This window comes from Nocardia sp. bgisy134 (assembly GCF_057708325.1).
This window is the reverse complement of sequence record NZ_JBYIRW010000009.1, coordinates 205,623-225,188: the sequence shown is the minus strand read 5'-3', so window position 1 is coordinate 225,188 and position 19,566 is coordinate 205,623. Positions and strand designations below refer to the sequence as shown.

Sequence of the window (19,566 nt, the reverse complement as noted above, 5' to 3'; positions counted from 1 at the left end):
AGCAGTGCGGCTCAGATGCCTCCGGTGGAGAGCAGTCCGCCGTCGACCCGCACGGTCTCGCCGGTGATCCACGCGGCCTCGTCCGACACCAGGAACCCGATCAGCCGCGCGACGTCCTCGGGCGCGCCGAGCCGCTTCATCGGGTACATCGCCGCCGCCCGCTCCTCGTCGGCGGAGTAGAGCGCGTCGGCGAACTTGGTCTTGACCACGCCGGGCGCCACCGCGTTCACCCGGATCTTCGGGCCGAGCTGCCAGGCCAGCTCGTCGGTGAGGTGGATGAGCGCGGCCTTGGAGGCACCGTAAGCCGCGATCACGCCGCTGGAGCGGATGCCCGCGACGCTCGCGACGTTCACGATCGCGCCGCCGTGCTCGCCCATCCACGCCTTGTACGCCTCCTGGATGTACCCGAGCGCCGCGACCACGTTGACATCGAAGATCTTGCGCACGGCATCCAGGTCGGCGTCCATCAGCGCGCCGTAGGTCGGATTGATGCCGGTGTTGTTGATCAGGATGTCGAGCGAACCGAACTCCGAGACCGCGCGCGCGACCGCGGCCGCGCGGCTGTCCGCGTCGCCGGAGTTGCCCGCCAGCGCCACGACCTCGCCCTGGTGGCCCAGCTCCCGCAGCTCGGCGGCGGCCGCCTCCAGCGGTTCGGGTTTCCGCGCGGTGATCACCACGTTCGCGCCGCGGCGCAGCAGCTCGGCCGCCACCGCTTTGCCGATGCCCCGGCTGGCCCCACTGACCAGCGCGCTCTTGCCCAACAGATCGGTACTCATGACACCGCACGCTACCGAAGCCGGGCGAACGACAGTTACCGCGGTCACACCGGCTTCCTCTGGTGCGAGGCCCCGTCGGGGCACAGGTAAAATCGGTGGTTCTTGTGCGTTTCGGGGCGCACAATCGGGCAGCGAGCCCGGCCCCGGCCGTAACACCCCAGCACCGCCATCCGTGAGGAGCCCATCTGTGATCACCGCGACCGACCTCGAGGTCCGGGCCGGAGTCCGCACCCTGCTGTCGGCGCCCGGTCCCGCGCTGCGGGTGCAGGCCGGTGACCGCATCGGACTGGTCGGGCGCAACGGCGCGGGCAAGACCACCACGCTGCGCATCCTGGCGGGCGAGGGCGAGCCGTACGCCGGAAAGATCCTGCGCTCCAGCGAGATCGGCTATCTGCCGCAGGACCCCAAGGAAGGCAATCTGGACGTGCTCGCGCGCGACCGGGTGCTCTCGGCCCGCGGCCTCGACACGCTGATCCGCGACATGGAGAAGCAGCAGGCGCTGATGGCCGAGGTGGCCGACGAGAAGGAGCGCGAGAAGGCGATCCGCAAGTACGGCAGGCTCGAGGAGCGGTTCTCGGCGCTCGGCGGCTATGTCGCGGAGAGCGAGGCCGCCCGCATCTGCCACAGCCTCGGTCTGCCGGACCGGGTGCTCGGTCAAGCGCTGCGCACCCTCTCCGGCGGTCAGCGCCGCCGAATCGAATTGGCGCGCATCCTGTTCTCCGCCTCCGACGGCAGCGGCGGGCGCTCGGACCGCATCCTGCTGCTGGACGAGCCGACCAACCACCTCGACGCCGACTCGATCACCTGGCTGCGCGGGTTCCTGCAGAGCCACGACGGCGGCCTGATCGTGATCAGCCACGACGTCGAGCTGCTCGACGCGGTGGTCAACAGGGTGTGGTTCCTCGACGCCGTACGCGGCGAGGCCGACGTCTACAACATGGGCTGGAAGAAGTACCTCGACGCTCGCGCCACCGACGAACAGCGCCGCCGCCGCGAGCGCGCCAACGCCGAGAAGAAGGCCTCCGCGCTCAAGGCGCAGGCCGCCAAGCTCGGCGCCAAGGCGACGAAAGCCGTTGCGGCGCAGAACATGGTCAAGCGGGCCGAGCGGCTGCTCGACGAGCTGGACGACGTGCGAGTCGCCGACAAGGTGGCCAGGATCAAGTTCCCCGAGCCCGCCGCCTGCGGCAAGACGCCGCTGATGGCCGAGAACCTGACCAAGATGTACGGCTCGCTGGAGATCTTCACCGGCGTCGACCTGGCGATCGACCGCGGCAGCCGGGTCGTCGTGCTCGGCCTCAACGGCGCGGGCAAGACGACCCTGCTACGCCTGCTGGCGGGGGTGGAACAGCCGACCGCGGGCGGGCTGGTGCCCGGTCACGGTCTGAAGATCGGCTACTTCGCCCAGGAGCACGACACCCTCGACGACGACGCCACGGTCTGGGAGAACATCCGGCACGCGGCGCCGGACGCGGGGGAGCAGGACCTGCGCGGGCTGCTCGGCGCGTTCATGTTCACCGGTCCGCAGCTCGACCAGCCCGCGGGCACCCTGTCCGGCGGCGAGAAGACCCGTCTGGCGCTGGCCGGACTGGTGTCCTCGGCGGCCAATGTGCTGCTGCTCGACGAGCCGACCAACAACCTGGATCCGGTGTCCCGTGAGCAGGTGCTCGACGCCCTGCGCACGTACGCGGGGGCCGTCGTGCTGGTCACCCACGATCCGGGCGCCGCGGAGGCGCTGTCCCCGGAGCGGGTCATTCTCCTCCCCGATGGCACCGAAGACCACTGGTCCGCGGAATATTTGGAACTTATTCAGCTTGCGTGAGTTTCATCACACGAACCCGTTGATCACGGACTGCTCAGTGCTTAGCCTGGAAAGACGCGCTGCTCGGCGACTCGGAGGAAGCCATGAGCGACAGGGCCACACAAAGCAAGGCCGTATTGGGTAAGGGCACACGCGTCACGGGGAAATCGCGTGACCGTCTGCAATCGCAGCTGAAGAAGCAATACGAGGCGGGTGCAAGCATCCGCTCGCTGGCGCGGTCGACGGGGCGCTCCTACGGTTTCATCCACAACGTGCTGGTGGAGTCGCATGTGCAACTCCGCAGCCGCGGTGGAGCGAACCGCCGTAAGGGCGTAGGCAAGTAGCCGTCCGCGCCGGCTCGAATCCGGTGGCTGCGCGGTATCTTTCGCAGCCACCGCGGGGTCTTTCGTGATGCCCGCACCGGGCGAGATGTCGCGACGGTGCGCGGCGAGGCGGACCCGGTCCGGCGAGAGATCGCGAGAGGCCGACGAGCCTCGGTCAGTAGCCGGGAACCATGCCGTCGCTGTGCACGAGCAGGTTGGACAGGCTGCGGAAGATCGGCAGGCCGGTCTTGATCTCCAGGTAGGCGAACTGGCCCTGCGGGTTGACCTCCAGGAAGTAGTACTCGCCGTCCAGCCCGAGGCGCAGGTCGAGCACGCCGAAGCTGAGGCCGAGCGCCCCCATGAGCGTGGCCAGGGATTTGCTCACCGAGGCGGGCAGCTGGTCGCGGGCGAACTCGACGGAGGTGTCCAGCCGCGAATCGACCCGGCCGACGCCCGCCTGGGAGTCGATGCGCACCGTCCACGCGATGCCGTCCACCCATACCACCCGCAGATCGCATTCGGCCTGGATGTAGTCCTGGAAGGTGGTCGGCGCCGACCTGATGCCGGTCAGCTTGCCGAAGTCGGCCAAGGTGATGATCCTGGTCTCGGCGAACTCCGCGCGCCCCGTGCCGGTGCGCTTGTAAACCACTGGGCCGGGCCGTGATTCGGCGAAGCTGCGGGCCTCGTCCGGATCGTTGGTGATCAGCGTCTCCGGTATCGCGAATCCGGCCCGCTGCGCCGTCTCGAGCTGGACGATCTTGCGGGCCGCGGTGCGGTCGGCGCCGGGATCGTTGATCCAGAACGCCGGGATCGACCACAGCAGGCCCTGGATGAAGCCGTCGCATTCGGCCTGACGGTAGGCGTCGTCGGAGGCGCGGACGCCGCCGGGCACCTGGCACGGGTGCGGTCGCCGCCACCACACCGAGCGGACGGTGTCGAGCCCGATGACGTGCGAGAGCGAGCGCGTGGTGCCGAGCCGGTCCAGCCGGAAACTGCCTGACTCGCGCGGGAAATCGCGCAGGTCGAGGTGTATCGGACTGAGTCCGTGGTGTTCTCGCAATGTCGCCGCCATCGCGGTGGCGTGCAGATCATCGGATTCGGAAACGATCAGGACCGAGCCTGGGAGACGGCTCACCATGGGCAACAGATCCGCTCAGTCGAGACTGTCGCAGTTGATGCCGTCGTCGCTCGTCGCGAACGATTTCGTCTGGCAATAGGTATAGGTCGCACCGCTGCCCGCCGGATAGTCCACCAGCCGCAACCGATCGGCCCAGGTGGCCGTGAGTTGTTGCAGCAGTTCGTCGCCCAGCGCTTCCGAGGGCGGCCCGGCGATGGTCATCGGCCGGTCCACGAGATCGATGCGCAGCCTGCGGGTGAAATCCGCGGTGGCGCCGGGGCGGATGTCCACCAGCACCGGCCTGCCGTCGCCCGCGCGGTCGTCGGCGGCGTTGTCGAGCACGCGGAGCACATCGTCACGGCGGAAGGTCCACGTGCCCTCGGCGACGCGGACGGTGATCTCGCGTTCCGACTCGGCCACCAAACGGCCCTGCAGCGCGGGTACGCGGTCTTCCGTCGACGTGGCACCGGGGCGGTGGATTGCGTCGGCCATGGTCTGCTCTCCGATCTGCTCGCGATTTGCCAGGACCCCCGAGCGTGAACCGAATCATAACGCGGGAGGGGGCTCCCTCGGCCCAGATCGAAAGATTTCACGGCCGTTGGCAAACCGGATCCGGACGCGGAAGGCGCTAGCGCCGAAAGATTTTCGGCAGTCCGAAAATAGCCCTGCCGCTATCTTTCAGCTAATTCCATATGGGGGTAGCGGACGAGTATTGCCCAAGATTGGCGGCCATACCGCCCGCGCCTCGGTGCTACAGACCGAGTAGATCCGGTCGCTCGGCGAGAGCTCGGAAACGCTCGCCCGGCTCGGCGACCAGCTTGCGCGCGGACAGATCGAGCAGGCCGCCGGTCACCGCGACTTCGGCCGAGACGGTACCGTCCAGCTTCCGGATCTGCTGGCGCATCCGGAAGATCTTGCCCGCCGCCCACTCGAATTCGCAGCTGATCGTCACCTCGTCGCCGCCGCGCAGTTCGCGGAAGTACTTGATCGTGGTCTCCAGGACCACCGGGCCGATATCTGCCGCGATGAGCTTTTCCTGCGCGATCCCGGCGGCGCGTAGCAGCTCCCAGCGGGCGTGCTCGGCGTACTGCAGGTATACCGCCTGGTTCAGGTGGCCCTGAGTGTCGAGCTCGTATCCGCGGACGACGACGGGGACGGAAAAGGTCATGCCAAGTCGAACCCGTCGCGGCCCACGGATGTTCCCGGGCCGGCTGAAGTATGCGCCACAGTCCTGCGCGCCAACGCATTACCGCCGGTTGGCGTTCCGCTCCGCCCACCACTGCGGTGCGTCCACGAAGTGGTTGTCGAACTCCTCCTGTGCAGCGGCCAGGTCGTCGAGCGTCGCCTCGCCCCTGCCGAGGCGGTCGAGCAGGCGGAAGTACTCGAAACGTTCGACGCCCGGCATGAGCGCGATCAGCAGCCGCGCGGAGCTGTCCGGCGACGCGCCGAACGCGTGCGGCATGAGCTTGGGGACCACGAGCGCGCCGCCCGCGCCGACGGTGACGATCTTGTCGCCCGCCAGCACCTGGAGTTCGCCCTCCGCCACGTAGAACAGCTCGTCGGACTTGGTGTGGTAGTGCGGCGCGGCCCCGTCGGCGCCGCGGGCCATGGTGACTTCCAGGCTGCTGACCGACCCGCCGGTCTCGTTCGCGTCGATCAAGAGACGCATGCGCGCGGTGTCGGTGCCGAGATTCTCCGCCTCGTGCGGCTGACGGATGGCGAAGTCGCGGCGGGGGAGGGAGGTGGTCATGACTACTCCAGTAGTTCGGTGATTGATAATTCGCTACAGAACTATATATCAGCGAATAGAATCGTGTCCATGACTGACACGACAACGGATCCCGTGGACGCCATCGCCGAGCAGTGGGGGCGCGAGCGACCCGATCTCGACCTGGAGGCGATGGCGATCATCGGGCGGCTCGGGCGGCTGACGATCGTGGCGCAGCACGCGATCGAGGCGGTGTTCACCGCGCATGGACTGCAACGCGGCGAGTTCGATGTGCTTGCCGCTCTGCGCCGTTCCGGCGCGCCCTTCGAGTTGAACCCCTCGGTGCTCGCCGACACGCTGATGCTCTCCCGCGCGGGCATGACCGGGCGCCTCGACCGGCTCGAATCGGCGGGTCTGGTGCGCCGCCTGGCCGACGCGACCGACCGGCGTGCCGTTCGCGTGGCGCTGACCGACGAGGGCAGGGAACTGGTCGACACCGTGGTGACCGCGCACACCCTCAACGAGACCCGCATCCTCTCGGTGCTCTCCGCGCAGGACCGCAAGGATCTGGACCGCATCGCGCGGCGCCTGCTCGCCAGTCTCGAAGGCAAGGACTGACATTCGGCCGGGCGCGTCGCGGAAAGCGTCGTGCGAAATCGAGTAGTGCGCTACTCGTGTGCCCCGCGCCGCGCGGACCTACCGTGTGGCCCTGGCTCCAGAATTCCAGGCGGGCAAGGAGAACCGATGATCGACATCATCACCCTCCGGGGCACCGGCGAGCCCCGGAACGCGGACGGCGCCCCCGCGGGCATGCTGCGCGACGTCACCAAGCTGCTCGATCCGGAGAAGTTCACCGCGTTCGAGCCGAACTGGCCCGCGTCGGTCGGCCCGGCGCCCGACGTATGGGGTCCTTCGCTGGAGACCTCGGTGCGGCTCGGTATCGCGGCCGGCGTGCGCGCGATCCAGGATTCGCCCAATGTCTGCGGGCTGCTGAGCTATTCGCTGGGCGGGATCTGCGCGAGCCGCATTCTGGAGGGCGTCAGGTCGGGCAAGTACCGCAACGTCGACGGTTCGCCGCTCGAGATCGCGTTCGCGGTGAACATCGCCAACCCGTTGCGCAAAGCGGGCCAGTCCGTGGGCAACCTGTGCCCGCCGTCCACCTACGGGCTGCACGGGCAGCGCGGCGCGTGGCCGAGTCTCGACGTCAAGGAGTACGCCAATCCCGGCGACATCATCACGGCCTCGCCCGCGGACTCGCCGCTGCGCGTGATCGACGTCGGCATCTCCCCGTTCTCGTTCGTCGAGGGCGCTCGCTTCGGGAACGTGACCCCGCTGATCTTCGACGAACTGCTGCGCTTCCTGTTGCAGAACCCGCAGGCCAACCTGGACCGCTACACCAAGGCCGTGCAGGGCGTCATCGGCTACCTCACGCCGTGGCCGGACGGTCAGCACGTCCTCTACTCGGGCCACAACATGCCGGGCACGAACGTCCTCTGGACCACACACGCGGCCGACTACCTGAACGCCACGCACTGACGCCGGTCAGTCCTTGCGGCGTACCGAGGCTTCGACGAGATCGAGGACGGCGGAGAGGTTTTCGTTGGTGTGGCCGGAGGCGATCCGGGCGATGAGGCCGTCGAGGACCAGGTCGAGATAGCCGAGCAGGACGTCGGTGGGGACGTCGTCGCGCAGTGCGCCCGCGGCCTTGCGGCGCTCCAAGCGCGCCAGGGTCGCGGCGGTCAGTTCGGCCGAGCGCTGGGTCCAGCCCGCGCGGAATTCGGGATCGGTGCGCAACCGCCGCGCGATCTCCAAACGGGTGCCGAGCCAATTGAATTGCTCGGGGTGGGCGAGCATATCGCGCATCACCTGCACGATGCCCTGATTGGCCGCGACGTCGGCCATTCGCTCGGCGTCCTCCTGCGCCAGCGCGAGGAACAGCGCGTCCTTGTCGCGGAAGTGGTGGAAGATGGCGCCGCGGGACAGGCCGATGGCCTCTTCGAGGCGGCGCACGGTCGCGCCGTCGTACCCGTATTCGGCAAAGCAGCGCCGCGCCCCGTCGAGAATCTGACTGCGCCGGGCGGCGAGGTGATCATCACTGACTTTGGGCATGGCGTGGCTCCTCCGAAGCGGGTGGCGCGGCGGGATGCGGAGAGGTCCGCGCATCGCCGAAGCGATGCGCGGACCCTTCACGAGCTGACGGTCGGGGAAGACCGCTGGGGGATCATCCCCGGAACCCGACCTAGCCGCGGATCATGTTGCGCAGCACGTACTGCAGGATGCCGCCGTTGCGGTAGTAGTCGGCCTCACCGGGGGTGTCGATCCGAACCACCGCGTCGAAGGTGATCTTCTCACCGGTCTCCTTGGTGGCGGTCACCTTCAAGGTCTTCGGAGTCACACCCTCGTTCAGCTGGGTGATGCCCTCGATGTCGAAGGTCTCGGTGCCGTTCAGCTTCAGCGACGCGGCCGACTCACCGGCCGGGAACTGCAGCGGGATGACGCCCATACCGATGAGGTTCGAGCGGTGGATGCGCTCGAAGGACTCGGTGATGACGGCCTTCACGCCCAGCAGGCTGGTGCCCTTGGCGGCCCAGTCACGCGAGGAACCCGAGCCGTACTCCTTGCCGCCGAGCACGACCAGCGGGATGCCCGCGGCCTGGTAGTTCTGCGAGGCGTCGTAGATGAAGGCCTGCGGGCCGCCGTCCTGGGTGAAGTCGCGGGTGTAGCCACCCGAGACATCGTCGAGCAGCTGGTTGCGCAGCCGGATGTTGGCGAAGGTGCCGCGGATCATCACCTCGTGGTTACCGCGACGCGAGCCAAGGGAGTTGTAGTCCTTGCGCTCGACGCCGTGCGAGTCGAGGTACTGCGCCGCCGGGGTGCCCGGCTTGATCGGACCGGCCGGGGAGATGTGGTCGGTGGTGACCGAGTCGCCGAGCAGCGCGAGCACGCGAGCGCCCTTGATGTCGGTGACCGGGGCCGGCTCCATCTCCATGCCGTCGAAGTACGGCGCCTTGCGGACGTAGGTCGAGTTCTCGTCCCACGCGAAGGTGTCGCCCTCCGGGGTGCTCAGGTTCTGCCAGCGCTCGTCGCCCTTGAAGACGGTGGCGTAGGACTTGGTGAACATGTCGCGGTTGATCGCCGACTTGATGGTGTCGTCGATCTCCTGCGGCGACGGCCAGATGTCCTTCAGGAAGACGTCGTTGCCGTCGGTGTCCTGGCCGAGGGCGTCGGTCTCGAAGTCGAAGTCCATGGTGCCCGCGAGCGCGTACGCGATGACCAGCGGCGGCGAGGCCAGGTAGTTCATCTTCACGTCGGGGGAGATGCGACCCTCGAAGTTGCGGTTACCGGAGAGCACCGCGGTGACCGACAGATCGTTGTCGTTGATCGCCTTGGAGATCTCGTCCGGCAGCGGGCCGGTGTTGCCGATGCAGGTGGTGCAGCCGAAGCCACCCACGTAGAAGCCGAGCTTCTCGAGGTACGGCCACAGGCCGGCCTTCTCGTAGTAGTCGGCGACGACCTGCGAGCCCGGCGCCATGTTGGTCTTCACCCACGGCTTGGAGGACAGACCCTTCTCGACCGCGTTGCGAGCCAACAGGGCGGCGCCCAGCATGACCGACGGGTTGGAGGTGTTGGTGCAGGAGGTGATGCCCGCGACCACGACGGCGCCGTGATCGAGCACGAAATCGCCGCGCTCCGGATCGGAGACCTTGACCGGCTTGGACGGGCGGCCGACGCTGCCGTTGGCGGCGGACGGCAGGATCGCGTCGTCGTCGGCGAAGGACAGCACGGCCGGATCGCTGGCCGGGAAGGACTCCTCGACGGCCTCGTCCAGGTGCGAGTGCGGGGTCACGGCGGCGGGGCCGCTCTCGGCGTCGCTGGTGTAGTTGTGGATGTCCTTGCGGAACGCGGTCTTGGACTCCGACAACAGGATTCGGTCCTGCGGACGCTTCGGGCCTGCGATGGACGGCACCACGGTGCTCAGGTCCAGCTCCAGGTACTCCGAGTACGCGGGCTCGTGATCGGCGTCGTGCCACATGCCCTGCTCCTTGGCGTACGCCTCGACGAGCGCGAGCTGCTCGTCGCTGCGGCCGGTCAGGCGCAGGTAGTTGATGGTCTCCGCGTCGATCGGGAAGATCGCGGCGGTGGAGCCGAACTCGGGGCTCATGTTGCCCAGGGTGGCGCGGTTGGCGAGGGGCACCTCGGCGACGCCCTTGCCGTAGAACTCGACGAACTTGCCGACCACACCGTGCTTGCGCAGCATGTCGGTGACGGTGAGCACGACGTCGGTAGCGGTGACGCCCGGCTGGATCTCACCGGTCAGTTTGAAGCCGACGACGCGCGGGATCAGCATGGAGACCGGCTGGCCGAGCATGGCGGCCTCGGCCTCGATGCCGCCGACGCCCCAGCCCAGCACGCCCAGGCCGTTGACCATGGTGGTGTGCGAGTCGGTGCCGACGCAGGTGTCGGGGTAGGCCTGGCCGTTGCGGACCATGACGGTCGGCGCCAGGTACTCGATGTTGACCTGGTGCACGATGCCCATGCCCGGCGGGACGACCTTGAAGTCGTCGAAGGCGCCCTGGCCCCAGCGCAGGAACTGGTAGCGCTCGCCGTTGCGCTGGTACTCCAGGTCGACGTTGCGCTCGAGGGCATCGGCGCGGCCGAAGACGTCGAGGATGACCGAGTGGTCGATGACCATGTCGGCGGGGGAGAGCGGGTTGACCTTGTTCGGGTCGCCGCCGAGAGCGGTGACGGCCTCGCGCATGGTGGCGAGGTCGACGACACAGGGCACACCGGTGAAGTCCTGCATGATCACGCGGGCCGGGGTGAACTGAATTTCGGTGTCCGGCTGGGCCGAGGGATCCCAGTTCGCGATGGCGCGGATGTGGTCGGCGGTGATGTTGGCGCCGTCCTCGGTGCGAAGCAGGTTCTCCGCGAGGACCTTCAGTGCGTAGGGGAGTTTTTCGGTGCCGGGCACGGCCGAGAGACGGAAGATCTCGTAGGAGTTGCTTCCGACCTCGAGGGTGCCCTTGGCGCCGAAAGTATCGATACTTGTCGTCACGTCAGCTCCACTCGTCTGTGAGGGTTGGTCACCGGCGGGGCTGTGCCGGCGACTCGAGTCTTTGGAGGGGCTCCAGCGCCTGGGGGAGCGCCGGTTCCTCGCGCCACGACTCTAACAGTACGCTTGTCCTGTGAAATGCGCGGGGGCCGTTCGGTGTGGCGGGTGGCGGTGAACGAACATCGTGTCGCGTACTGTGCTTTCGAGCTAGTCGGGGTATAGGTAGCTCACCCTGCAGAGTTGGATGCCCGTCGCAGCGCCCGCTGACGCGGATCGACAGACCGGATGGAAGATGGCCCCCTCGTACACCTCGGTGTTCTCCCCCATGGCCGCGGAACTGCCGCCCACCATCAACGACAGCGCGTTGCGGACCATCAAGGCCGACGTCGCCGACAATCACGTGGCGACGCCGAAGGGGAAGGATCAGGCGGGACTCGAGGCGATCGTGACGGAGGCTCGATCGCACGGGATCCCGCTCAGCATCGTGGTCATCCCCGGCAATCCAGGCCACGACTCCAATCTACGGGACCTGGCCACCGAGATCGGCAAGTCCCAGCACGGCACCGTGGTCGTGCTCAGCGACGACTGGGTCGGCACTTACAGCGATTCCATCAGCCGCGTGCAGCTGGAATGGGCCGAGGACGTCGCCAAGGGCAAGCAGGGCAACTCGGTCGAGGCCGCGCGGGTCTTCGTCGACCGCCTCGAGAAGCCGGAGGCCCTCTCGTGGACCGCGATCACCAGTGTGTTGCTGGCGGGCACGGCGATCGCCATCGCCGGGCTGTACTGGGTGAAGTCGCGGCGTGCGGCTCGCGAATCCGCGGCCGTGCCGGTTGCCGAGGGCGATGAGCTCGCGGCTCCCATTCGATAAGCGGTTTCCCTTCCGTCACTTTTCCTGACGTTCGGTTTGTTTCATCTCGCACACTCCGATCGGCGATCCGGCTAATTCCGGGCAATGTGCAAATTGCGTGCGTGTGATTGTGTTGCTGGAGTTCTCTTGGTGAAAGAAGTGTCGTACGGTTCAAGTGGCTACTGATGGGGAAACTGTGTAGTCGAGGGTTGCCCGCCGACCACTGAGCTGGATGGTTCGGTCGGGGCTCGTGAGGCGAAGCCGCGTTCGAGTCCTTGGGAGATGCGATGCACAAAAAAGGTCCGACCGGTCGGTGCCGCCGACTATCGGTCGCTCTCGGGTTGCTGGTCTCCGTCGCGCTGACCGCGGGACCGACCGCCGCCGTGCCACCCGCCCCGCCCAATCCGAGCGATGGTGAGATCGCCGCTGCCGGGGCCCGCGTCGACGCGGGCGTCACCGAGGTCGGTGCGCTGATCAACCAGGTCGGCGCGGTGAACCAGCAGCTGCAGGAACTCGACGACGCGGTGGCGCGCAAGCGCGAGGAAGTCAACAAGGCCCTGGTCGACCTGCAGAACGCGCGCGATGCCGCCGACGCGGCCGCCGCCGTCGTCGTGCAGACCCAGACCGACCTCTCGCAGGCCGGGGACGAGGTCGCGCAGGCCAGACGGAACTTCGACGAGTTCGCCACCCAGGCCTACACCCGGCCAGGCACCGGCTCGATGATCACCCATCTGTCGGCCTCGACCCCCGGCGGCGCGATCGACCGGTCGCAGCTGCTCGGCCTGGTGACGAAGAACCAGCAGCAGGTGCTCGACGAATTGCGCCGCGCCCAGATCACCCAGGGCAACAGGAACTCCAGTGCGCGCCAAGCCAAATCGGAGGCCGACGCGGCCGCCGCGCTGGCCGAGGAGAAGAAGAACGAGGCCGAGCACGCGGTGGCCGCGGCCAAGGCCGAACTCGATCAGCAGACCGTGCGGCGCGACGAACTGCTGCGCGAGCGCGACGCCGCGCAGGGCAGGCTCGACATCGCCCGTACCAACGTCGCCGGATTGCAGAGCCAGCGCGACGCCTTCCTGGCCTGGGACGAACAACGCCGCGCCGAGGAAGCCGCGATCCGCGCCGCCGCGGCGGCCGCGGCGGCCCGCGCCGCTGCCGACCAGGCCTCTCGTGACCGGGCCGCCCAGGCGGGCAACGGCAGACGCCCGCACACCCAGCTCGAGAACGCGCCCGCCCCGAGGCAGAGCACGCCGCGGCCGAGCGGGCCGTCGGTGCGCGGCTCGCAGGCGGTGGAAATCGTGGTGGACCGGGCACTTTCGCAGCTCGGCGTGCAGTACGCGTGGGGCGGCGGCGACGAGGACGGTCCGACGCTCGGTATTCGCGACGGCGGCGTCGCCGACAGCCACGGCGATTTCAACAAGGTCGGCTTCGACTGCTCGGGCCTGATGATCTACGCCTTCGCGGGTATCGGCGTCTCGCTGCCGCACTACAGCGGCTATCAGTACAACGCGGGCACCCGCGTTCCCGTGGACGAGCGCGCCCGCGGCGACATGCTGTTCTGGGGCCCGAACGGCAGCCAGCACGTGGCGCTGTATCTGGGCGACGGAAAGATGGTGGAGGCGCCCCAATCCGGCGACGTGGTGAAGGTGTCCCCGGTCCGCGAGAGCGGCATCATGCCGTACGCGGTGCGCATCGTGACCTGAGAAACCGTTATCGATACGGCACGAATTCCCCTGATACCGGAGCCGGTTGCGGCATGCTGCGCGAATACCTGGAATAGTTGGGGCGAGCACGCACTAAGACCAAGGCGAAAGCGGGGATGTTGGTGACTTCGACGGACAGTGTGAGCGGGGCAGATCTGGCGAAAGAGGCGCCGGAGCCCGCGTCGGGCACCCTGGAGCGTGACGTTCAGACCCTGGAGAAGGCGATCTACGAGGTCAAGCGGGTCATCGTGGGTCAGGATCGGCTCGTCGAACGCTTGCTCGTCGGCGTCCTCGCGCGCGGCCACGTGCTGCTCGAGGGCGTGCCGGGTATCGCCAAGACCCTCGCGGTGGAGACCTTCGCCACGGTGGTCGGCGGTTCGTTCTCCCGCGTCCAGTTCACCCCCGACCTGGTGCCGACCGACCTGATCGGTACCCGCATCTACCGCCAGGGCCGCGAGGAATTCGATACCGAGCTCGGCCCCGTCGTTGCCAATTTCGTGCTCGCCGACGAGATCAACCGCGCGCCCGCCAAGGTGCAGTCCGCACTGCTCGAGGTAATGGCCGAGCGGCACGTGTCGATCGGCGGCAAGACCTACCCGATGCCCGATCCGTTCCTGGTCATGGCGACCCAGAACCCGATCGAGAGCGAGGGCGTCTACCCGCTGCCCGAGGCGCAGCGCGACCGCTTCCTGTTCAAGGTCGTCGTCGACTACCCCTCGGTCGAGGAAGAGCGCGAGATCATCTACCGGATGGGCGTCACCCCGCCGGAGGCCAAGCCGATCCTCGGCCCCGAGGACCTGATCCGGTTGCAGAAGGTCGCGGCCAACACCTTCGTGCACCACGCGCTGGTCGACTACGTGGTCCGGGTGATCGCGGCGACCCGCAAGCCGCTCGACTTCGGCATGGCCGACGTGGCGAACTGGATCGCCTACGGCGCCTCGCCGCGCGCCAGCCTCGGCATCATCGCCGCGGCCCGCGCCGTCGCGCTGATCCGCGGCCGCGATTACGTGGTGCCGCAGGACGTGGTCGAGGTGATCCCGGACGTGCTGCGCCACCGCCTCGTGCTGTCCTACGACGCGCTGGCCGACGAGGTCAGCCCGGAGGACGTGATCAAGCGGGTGCTGCAGACCGTCGGCCTGCCGCAGGTCGCGCCGCAGGCGGTGCACTCCGGCCAGCCCGCGCCCGCGCCGGGTGCGCCCCAGCCGCCGCACCAGCAGCAGATTCCGCAGCCGCCGCAGCAGCAGAGCCAGCCGCAGATGGCTCCGGCCGCCGGCAACCACCAGACCAAGTGACGGCCGCGTCGGCCGCGCCCGAGGGTTCCCGAGTGACAACGTCATCGCACGCACCGCCGTCGTTCCGAGCCGGAGAGCTGACCGACCCGCGGCTCTCGGCGGCGCTGAGAACCCTGGAACTCACCGTGCGCAGGCGGCTGGACGGCGTGCTGCACGGCGACCACCTCGGCCTCATTCCCGGCCCTGGCTCCGAGCCCGGCGAATCCCGGATGTATCAGCCGGGTGACGATGTGCGCCAGATGGATTGGTCGGTCACCGCCCGCACCACGCATCCGCACGTGCGGCAGATGATCGCCGATCGCGAGCTGGAGACCTGGATGGTCGTCGACCTCTCGGCCAGTCTCGACTTCGGCACGGCGGCCTGCCAGAAACGCGATCTGGCCATCGCGGCCGCCGCGGCGATCACCCACCTCACCAGCGGCGGCGGCAACCGGATCGGCGCGGTCGTCGCCACGGGCGAGCAACTGGTGCGAATTCCCGCGCGCAGCGGGCGAATTCACGCCCAGTCGCTGCTGCGCGGCGTGGCCACCACCCCGCACGCCCGCGACGGAGTGCGCGGCGATCTGCGCGGCGCCATCGAGTCGCTGCGCCGCCCGCAACGCAAACGCGGTCTGGCGGTGATCATCAGCGACTTCCTCGGCGAGATCGATTGGCAGCGTTCGCTGCGCGCCATCTCCGCGCGCCACGATCTGCTCGCGGTCGAGGTACTCGACCCGCGGGATCTGGAGCTGCCCGATGTGGGCGATGTCGTGCTGCACGACCCGGAGACCGGCCGCACCCGCGAGTTCAGCGTGACCCCCACGCTCCGTAGCGATTTCGCGGCCGCCGCGCAGCGGCACCGCGAGCAGGTCGAGCAGGCGCTGCGCAGCTGCGGCGCGCCTGTGCTGACCCTGCAGACCGACCGGGACTGGATCGCCGACGTGGTCCGGTTCGTATCCACCCGGCGTCACAGCTTCGGCGCCCCGACCGGGCGGGTGCCGCGCCAGTGAGTATTTCGCATTTCACCGCACTGATCTGGCTCGGTTTCCTGGCGATCGTCGTGTTGATCGCGCTCGGCTACGTGCTGGTGCAGCGCAGCAGGCACCGCCAGATGCTGCGCTTCACCAATATGGAGCTGCTGGAGAAGGTCGCGCCCGCGCGGCCGAGTCCGATGCGGCACGTGCCGATCGCGCTGATGCTGGTCGGCCTGATGTTCCTGACCGTCGCCGCTGCCGGTCCGACGGCGGTCAAGAAGGTGCCGCGCAACCGCGCGACAGTCGTTCTGGTGATGGACGTTTCGCTGTCCATGGAAGCCACCGACGTGCCGCCGAGCAGGCTCCAAGTCGCCCAGGAGGCGGGCAAGGCGTTCGTCGACGGGCTGACCCAGGGCATCAACCTCGGTTTCGTCACCTTCGCGGGCACCGCCTCGGTGATGGTGTCGCCGACGACGAACCGTGAGTCGGTCAAGGCCGCCATCGACAACATCAAGCTCGCCGAACGCACCGCGACCGGTGAAGGCATCCTGACCGCGCTCCAGTCCATCGACACCCTGGCCACCGTGCTCGGTGGAGCGGAGACCCCGCCGCCGGCGCGCGTCGTGCTGATGTCGGACGGTAAGCAGACCGTGCCCGACGACAAGGACGTGGACAACCCGAGGCACGCCTTCACCGCCGCTCGCTTGGCCAAGAACAAGGGCATTCCGGTGTCGACGATCTCCTTCGGCACCGAATGGGGTTCGGTGGAGATCCCGGATCAGGACGGGCAGGGCGCGCAGCGGGTCAAGGTGCCCGTCGACAACGACTCGTTGCAAGAGATCGCCCAGCTGTCCGGCGGCGAGTTCTACACCGCCTCCAGCCTGGAGGAACTCACCGCCGTCTACGACACTCTCGAAGAGCAGATCGGTTACGAGACGACGCGTGGCGACGCGAGCAGGCCGTGGCTGCTGCTCGGCATGCTGGTCGTCGCCGCAGGCATCGTGACCGGATTGCTCTATCGTCAACGCCTGCCGTAACGCCGCGCTCGCTGTGGCATCGCACAGGGTGCGGTGCCCGGGGCTCGGTGCACGAACCCGAACAGATAGGTTGATGCTTATGTCGAACATCACATCCCGGTCGGTCCTGGTGACCGGTGGTAACCGCGGCATCGGACTCGCGGTCGCACAGCGTCTGGCCTCCGACGGCCACAAGGTGGCCGTCACTCATCGTGGGTCGGGGGCGCCGGATGGACTGTTCGGCGTGAAGTGCGATGTGACCGACACCGAGTCGGTGGACCGGGCGTTCGCCGAGGTCGAGGCCCACCAGGGCCCCGTCGAGGTGCTGGTGGCCAACGCGGGCATCGTCGAGAACACCCTGCTGATGCGGATGAGCGAAGACCAGTTCACCCGTGTTCTCGACGCCAACCTGACCGGCGCGTGGCGCTGCGCCAAGCGCGCCAACCGCGCCATGCTGCGGGCGAAGTTCGGCCGGATCATCTTCCTCGGCTCGGTGGTCGGCCTCGGCGGCGGTCCCGGCCAGGTCAACTACGCGGCGTCCAAGTCGGGCCTGATCGGTATGGCGCGTTCGATCACCCGCGAGATCGGTTCCCGCAACATCACCGCCAACGTGGTCGCCCCTGGCTTCATCGAGACCGACATGACGCGCGAGGAAGTCACCGAGGAGATGCGCGAGGTGGTCCTGAAGTACGGCGTGCCCGCGGGCCGTCCCGGCCAGCCGGAGGAGGTCGCCGCCGCGATCAGCTTCCTCGCCTCCGACGACGCTTCCTACATCAACGGCGCGGTCATCCCGGTCGACGGCGGCATGGGCATGGGCCACTAGTACTTTCGTTCCGGGCGCGCGCCCCGAACACCGCGGCGTCGCGCGGCGGGACGATGTCTCGCAGGCGACGGGCGACACACTCGACTTTCAACTTCAGGAGAACCGAGAACTCATGGGCGGATTGCTCGAAGGCAAGACCATCCTGGTCACCGGCATCATCACCGACGCGTCGATCGCGTTCCACGCGGCCGCGGTCGCGCAGGAGCAGGGCGCCAAGGTCATCATCACCGGCATTCCGGAGCGGCTGCGGCTGATCGACCGGATCGGCAAGCGGCTGCCCCAGGAGATCCCGCCCGCCATCGGGCTCGATGTCACCAACGAAGAGGATCTGGCCGCGCTGGCCGACAAGGTGCGCGAGCTGGCGCCGGAGGGCGTCGACGGCGTGCTGCACTCGATCGCCTTCGCGCCGCGCACGCTGATGGGTCCCGAGGCCCGTCCGTTCCTGGACGGTCCCGGCCCCGACGCCGCCAAGGCGTTCGAGATCTCGGCGTGGAGCTACGCCTCGCTGGCCCGCGCGGTGCTGCCCGTCATGAACGAGGGCGGATCCATCGTCGGCATGGACTTCGATCCGCGCACCGCCATGCCGTACTACAACTGGATGGGCGTGGCCAAGGCGGCGCTGGAGTCGGTCAACCGCTACGTCGCCCGCGAGGTCGGCGTCGCCAAGCGGATCCGCTCCAACCTGATCGCCGCGGGCCCGATCAAGACCCTGGCCGCCAAGGCCATCGCGGGCACCGCCACCGACGACGCCGCCAAGCTGAACCAGCTCAACACCTACTGGGATGGCGCCTCGCCGATCGGCTGGGACGTCGACGACCCGACCGTGGTCGCCAAGTCGATCGTCGCGTTGCTCTCGGATTGGCTGCCCGGCACCACCGGCTCGATCATCTACGTCGACGGCGGCGCCAGCCACAACACCTGGTTCCCGGAGAACTGGTCGGACAACTGAGTTCGTAACGGAGGAGATGCCGTGGCACCGGCCGTCGACGCACTGCTGCTGCTGTCCTTCGGCGGGCCGGAGCGCCCCGAGGACGTGATGCCGTTCCTGGAGAACGTCACTCGGGGCCGCGGGGTGCCGCGCGAACGCCTGGAAGAGGTCGCGCAGCACTACCTGCACTTCGGCGGGGTATCCCCGATCAACGCGCTCAACCGCGACATCATCGCGGCGGTGGAGCGCGAATCGGCCGCCGCGGGTTTGGAATTGCCGGTGTATTTCGGCAACCGCAACTGGCATCCCCTGGTGGAGGACACCGTCGCGCGCATGGCCGCCGACGGTGTCCGCACCGCCCTGGTGTTTCCCACCTCGGCGTGGGGCGGCTATTCCGGCTGCCTGCAATACCACGAGGACATCGCCAGGGCGCGAACGGCTTTCGGCGACGGCGCACCGGAACTGGTGAAGCTGCGGCAGTACTTCGACCACCCGCTGCTGATCGAGGCGTTCGCCGACGCGATCCGCGCCGCCGTGGCCGAACTGCCCGCGGAGCGCCGCGACGATGTTCGTCTGGTGTTCACCGCCCACTCCATCCCGGTGTCCGCCGACGCCACCGCGGGCCCGCCCGCGGACGGCGGCGGGCTGTACAGCCGCCAGGTCGCCGAGGCGGCCCGATTGTGCGCGGCCGCCACCGGATTCGACGATTACGACGTGGTCTGGCAGTCGCGCTCCGGTCCGCCGCAGATGCCGTGGCTGGAGCCCGACGTCGTGGACCACCTCGACGTGCTGTCCGGGAAGGGCGTGCGGGCCGTGGTGATCTGTCCCGTCGGTTTCGTGTCGGACCACCTCGAGGTCATCTGGGATCTGGACAACGAAGCCAAGGACAAGGCGGCCGAACTCGGGATGGCCTTCGCCCGCGCCGCCACGCCCGGCACCGACCCGCGATTCGCGCGGCTGGTGATCGAGCTGGTCGGCGAGCGCATCGGCGGTGTCGAACCGCGGCGGCTCGGCGCTGTGCCGGGTTACGGCTGCACCCGCGACGGAGAGCCGTGCGCCGTCGGCTGCTGCGCACCGGCCCGCGGCGGACGGCCTGGGCGGGGCTGAGCCTCGATCCCGGGCCGCTGTGCCACGACGGTGCGCGAGCCGCATTCGTCATTGCCTGGACGCGAGCGTGATCGGGGCGTCGTCGCTACGAGCGCACCGGTTGCGTCGGGCGCCATGGCCTGCGA

The 19,566-nt window shown here is 68.5% G+C and carries 19 protein-coding genes; 12 read left to right on the top strand and 7 right to left on the bottom strand.

Annotated elements, in window-relative coordinates:
* Positions 1–11: 11 nt before the first annotated feature.
* On the bottom strand, positions 12–776 hold the full coding sequence (locus AC3ERS_RS18120; RefSeq protein ID WP_431968942.1) for an SDR family oxidoreductase: 765 nt from the start codon (positions 774–776) through the stop codon (positions 12–14).
* A 187-nt stretch (positions 777–963) separates the two neighbouring features.
* Between AC3ERS_RS18120 and AC3ERS_RS18115 the strand changes: the two genes are divergently transcribed.
* Positions 964–2,595: an ABC-F family ATP-binding cassette domain-containing protein gene (locus tag AC3ERS_RS18115; RefSeq protein WP_431968940.1), complete on the top strand. Its 1,632-nt coding sequence runs from the start codon at positions 964–966 to the stop codon at positions 2,593–2,595.
* Between the two features lie 83 nt (positions 2,596–2,678).
* Positions 2,679–2,918, top strand: coding sequence for a helix-turn-helix domain-containing protein (locus AC3ERS_RS18110; protein ID WP_357459224.1), 240 nt, complete (start codon positions 2,679–2,681; stop codon positions 2,916–2,918).
* A gap of 154 nt (positions 2,919–3,072) precedes the next feature.
* Here the strand turns inward: AC3ERS_RS18110 and AC3ERS_RS18105 are convergent, their stop codons facing one another.
* The 4 genes from AC3ERS_RS18105 to AC3ERS_RS18090 form a co-directional block, all read right to left on the bottom strand.
* Positions 3,073–4,035, bottom strand: a complete 963-nt coding sequence (locus tag AC3ERS_RS18105) for an MvdC/MvdD family ATP grasp protein (RefSeq protein WP_431968938.1) — start codon at positions 4,033–4,035, stop codon at positions 3,073–3,075.
* Between the two features lie 15 nt (positions 4,036–4,050).
* Positions 4,051–4,506: a hypothetical protein gene (locus AC3ERS_RS18100; protein WP_431968936.1), complete on the bottom strand. Its 456-nt coding sequence runs from the start codon at positions 4,504–4,506 to the stop codon at positions 4,051–4,053.
* Positions 4,507–4,765: 259 nt separating this feature from the next.
* Positions 4,766–5,182, bottom strand: a complete 417-nt coding sequence (locus AC3ERS_RS18095) for an acyl-CoA thioesterase (RefSeq protein WP_431968934.1) — start codon at positions 5,180–5,182, stop codon at positions 4,766–4,768.
* A 78-nt stretch (positions 5,183–5,260) separates the two neighbouring features.
* Complete coding sequence (locus AC3ERS_RS18090) at positions 5,261–5,683, bottom strand: cupin domain-containing protein (RefSeq protein WP_431969108.1); 423 nt, start codon at positions 5,681–5,683, stop codon at positions 5,261–5,263.
* A gap of 150 nt (positions 5,684–5,833) precedes the next feature.
* Between AC3ERS_RS18090 and AC3ERS_RS18085 the strand changes: the two genes are divergently transcribed.
* Positions 5,834–6,340, top strand: coding sequence for a MarR family winged helix-turn-helix transcriptional regulator (locus AC3ERS_RS18085; RefSeq protein ID WP_431968932.1), 507 nt, complete (start codon positions 5,834–5,836; stop codon positions 6,338–6,340).
* A gap of 126 nt (positions 6,341–6,466) precedes the next feature.
* The gene (locus AC3ERS_RS18080; RefSeq protein WP_431968930.1) at positions 6,467–7,258 is read left to right on the top strand and encodes a hypothetical protein; all 792 of its coding nucleotides are present in this window, start codon (positions 6,467–6,469) and stop codon (positions 7,256–7,258) included.
* A gap of 6 nt (positions 7,259–7,264) precedes the next feature.
* On the opposite strand, the gene AC3ERS_RS18075 is transcribed toward AC3ERS_RS18080, so the two are convergent.
* Together AC3ERS_RS18075 and AC3ERS_RS18070 are read right to left on the bottom strand one after the other, a co-directional pair.
* A complete protein-coding gene (locus AC3ERS_RS18075; protein WP_011210017.1) occupies positions 7,265–7,831 on the bottom strand; it encodes a TetR/AcrR family transcriptional regulator in 567 nt (188 codons plus the stop codon).
* A gap of 130 nt (positions 7,832–7,961) precedes the next feature.
* Positions 7,962–10,778, bottom strand: coding sequence for an aconitate hydratase (locus AC3ERS_RS18070; RefSeq protein ID WP_431968928.1), 2,817 nt, complete (start codon positions 10,776–10,778; stop codon positions 7,962–7,964).
* 289 nt (positions 10,779–11,067) lie between these two features.
* Here AC3ERS_RS18070 and AC3ERS_RS18065 point away from each other — a divergent pair, with 289 nt between their 5' ends.
* The 8 genes from AC3ERS_RS18065 (at position 11,068) to AC3ERS_RS18030 (ending at position 19,441) form a co-directional block, all read left to right on the top strand.
* On the top strand, positions 11,068–11,643 hold the full coding sequence (locus AC3ERS_RS18065; RefSeq protein ID WP_431968926.1) for an Rv1476 family membrane protein: 576 nt from the start codon (positions 11,068–11,070) through the stop codon (positions 11,641–11,643).
* Positions 11,644–11,909: 266 nt separating this feature from the next.
* Positions 11,910–13,322 (top strand): NlpC/P60 family protein, encoded by a 1,413-nt coding sequence (locus tag AC3ERS_RS18060; protein ID WP_431968924.1) that lies wholly within the window; start codon positions 11,910–11,912, stop codon positions 13,320–13,322.
* A 116-nt stretch (positions 13,323–13,438) separates the two neighbouring features.
* Positions 13,439–14,614, top strand: a complete 1,176-nt coding sequence (locus tag AC3ERS_RS18055; RefSeq protein WP_431968922.1) for an AAA family ATPase — start codon at positions 13,439–13,441, stop codon at positions 14,612–14,614.
* 32 nt (positions 14,615–14,646) lie between these two features.
* On the top strand, positions 14,647–15,603 hold the full coding sequence (locus AC3ERS_RS18050; protein WP_431968920.1) for a DUF58 domain-containing protein: 957 nt from the start codon (positions 14,647–14,649) through the stop codon (positions 15,601–15,603).
* A complete protein-coding gene (locus tag AC3ERS_RS18045) occupies positions 15,600–16,604 on the top strand; it encodes a VWA domain-containing protein (RefSeq protein WP_431968918.1) in 1,005 nt (334 codons plus the stop codon). The genes AC3ERS_RS18050 and AC3ERS_RS18045 overlap by 4 nt, the downstream gene beginning before the upstream one ends.
* Before the next feature lie 79 nt (positions 16,605–16,683).
* The gene (gene fabG1, locus AC3ERS_RS18040; protein ID WP_431968916.1) at positions 16,684–17,406 is read left to right on the top strand and encodes a 3-oxoacyl-ACP reductase FabG1; all 723 of its coding nucleotides are present in this window, start codon (positions 16,684–16,686) and stop codon (positions 17,404–17,406) included.
* Between the two features lie 112 nt (positions 17,407–17,518).
* A complete protein-coding gene (gene inhA, locus AC3ERS_RS18035) occupies positions 17,519–18,355 on the top strand; it encodes an NADH-dependent enoyl-ACP reductase InhA (protein WP_431968914.1) in 837 nt (278 codons plus the stop codon).
* 21 nt (positions 18,356–18,376) lie between these two features.
* Positions 18,377–19,441 (top strand): ferrochelatase, encoded by a 1,065-nt coding sequence (locus tag AC3ERS_RS18030; RefSeq protein WP_431968912.1) that lies wholly within the window; start codon positions 18,377–18,379, stop codon positions 19,439–19,441.
* Positions 19,442–19,566 lie beyond the last annotated feature (125 nt).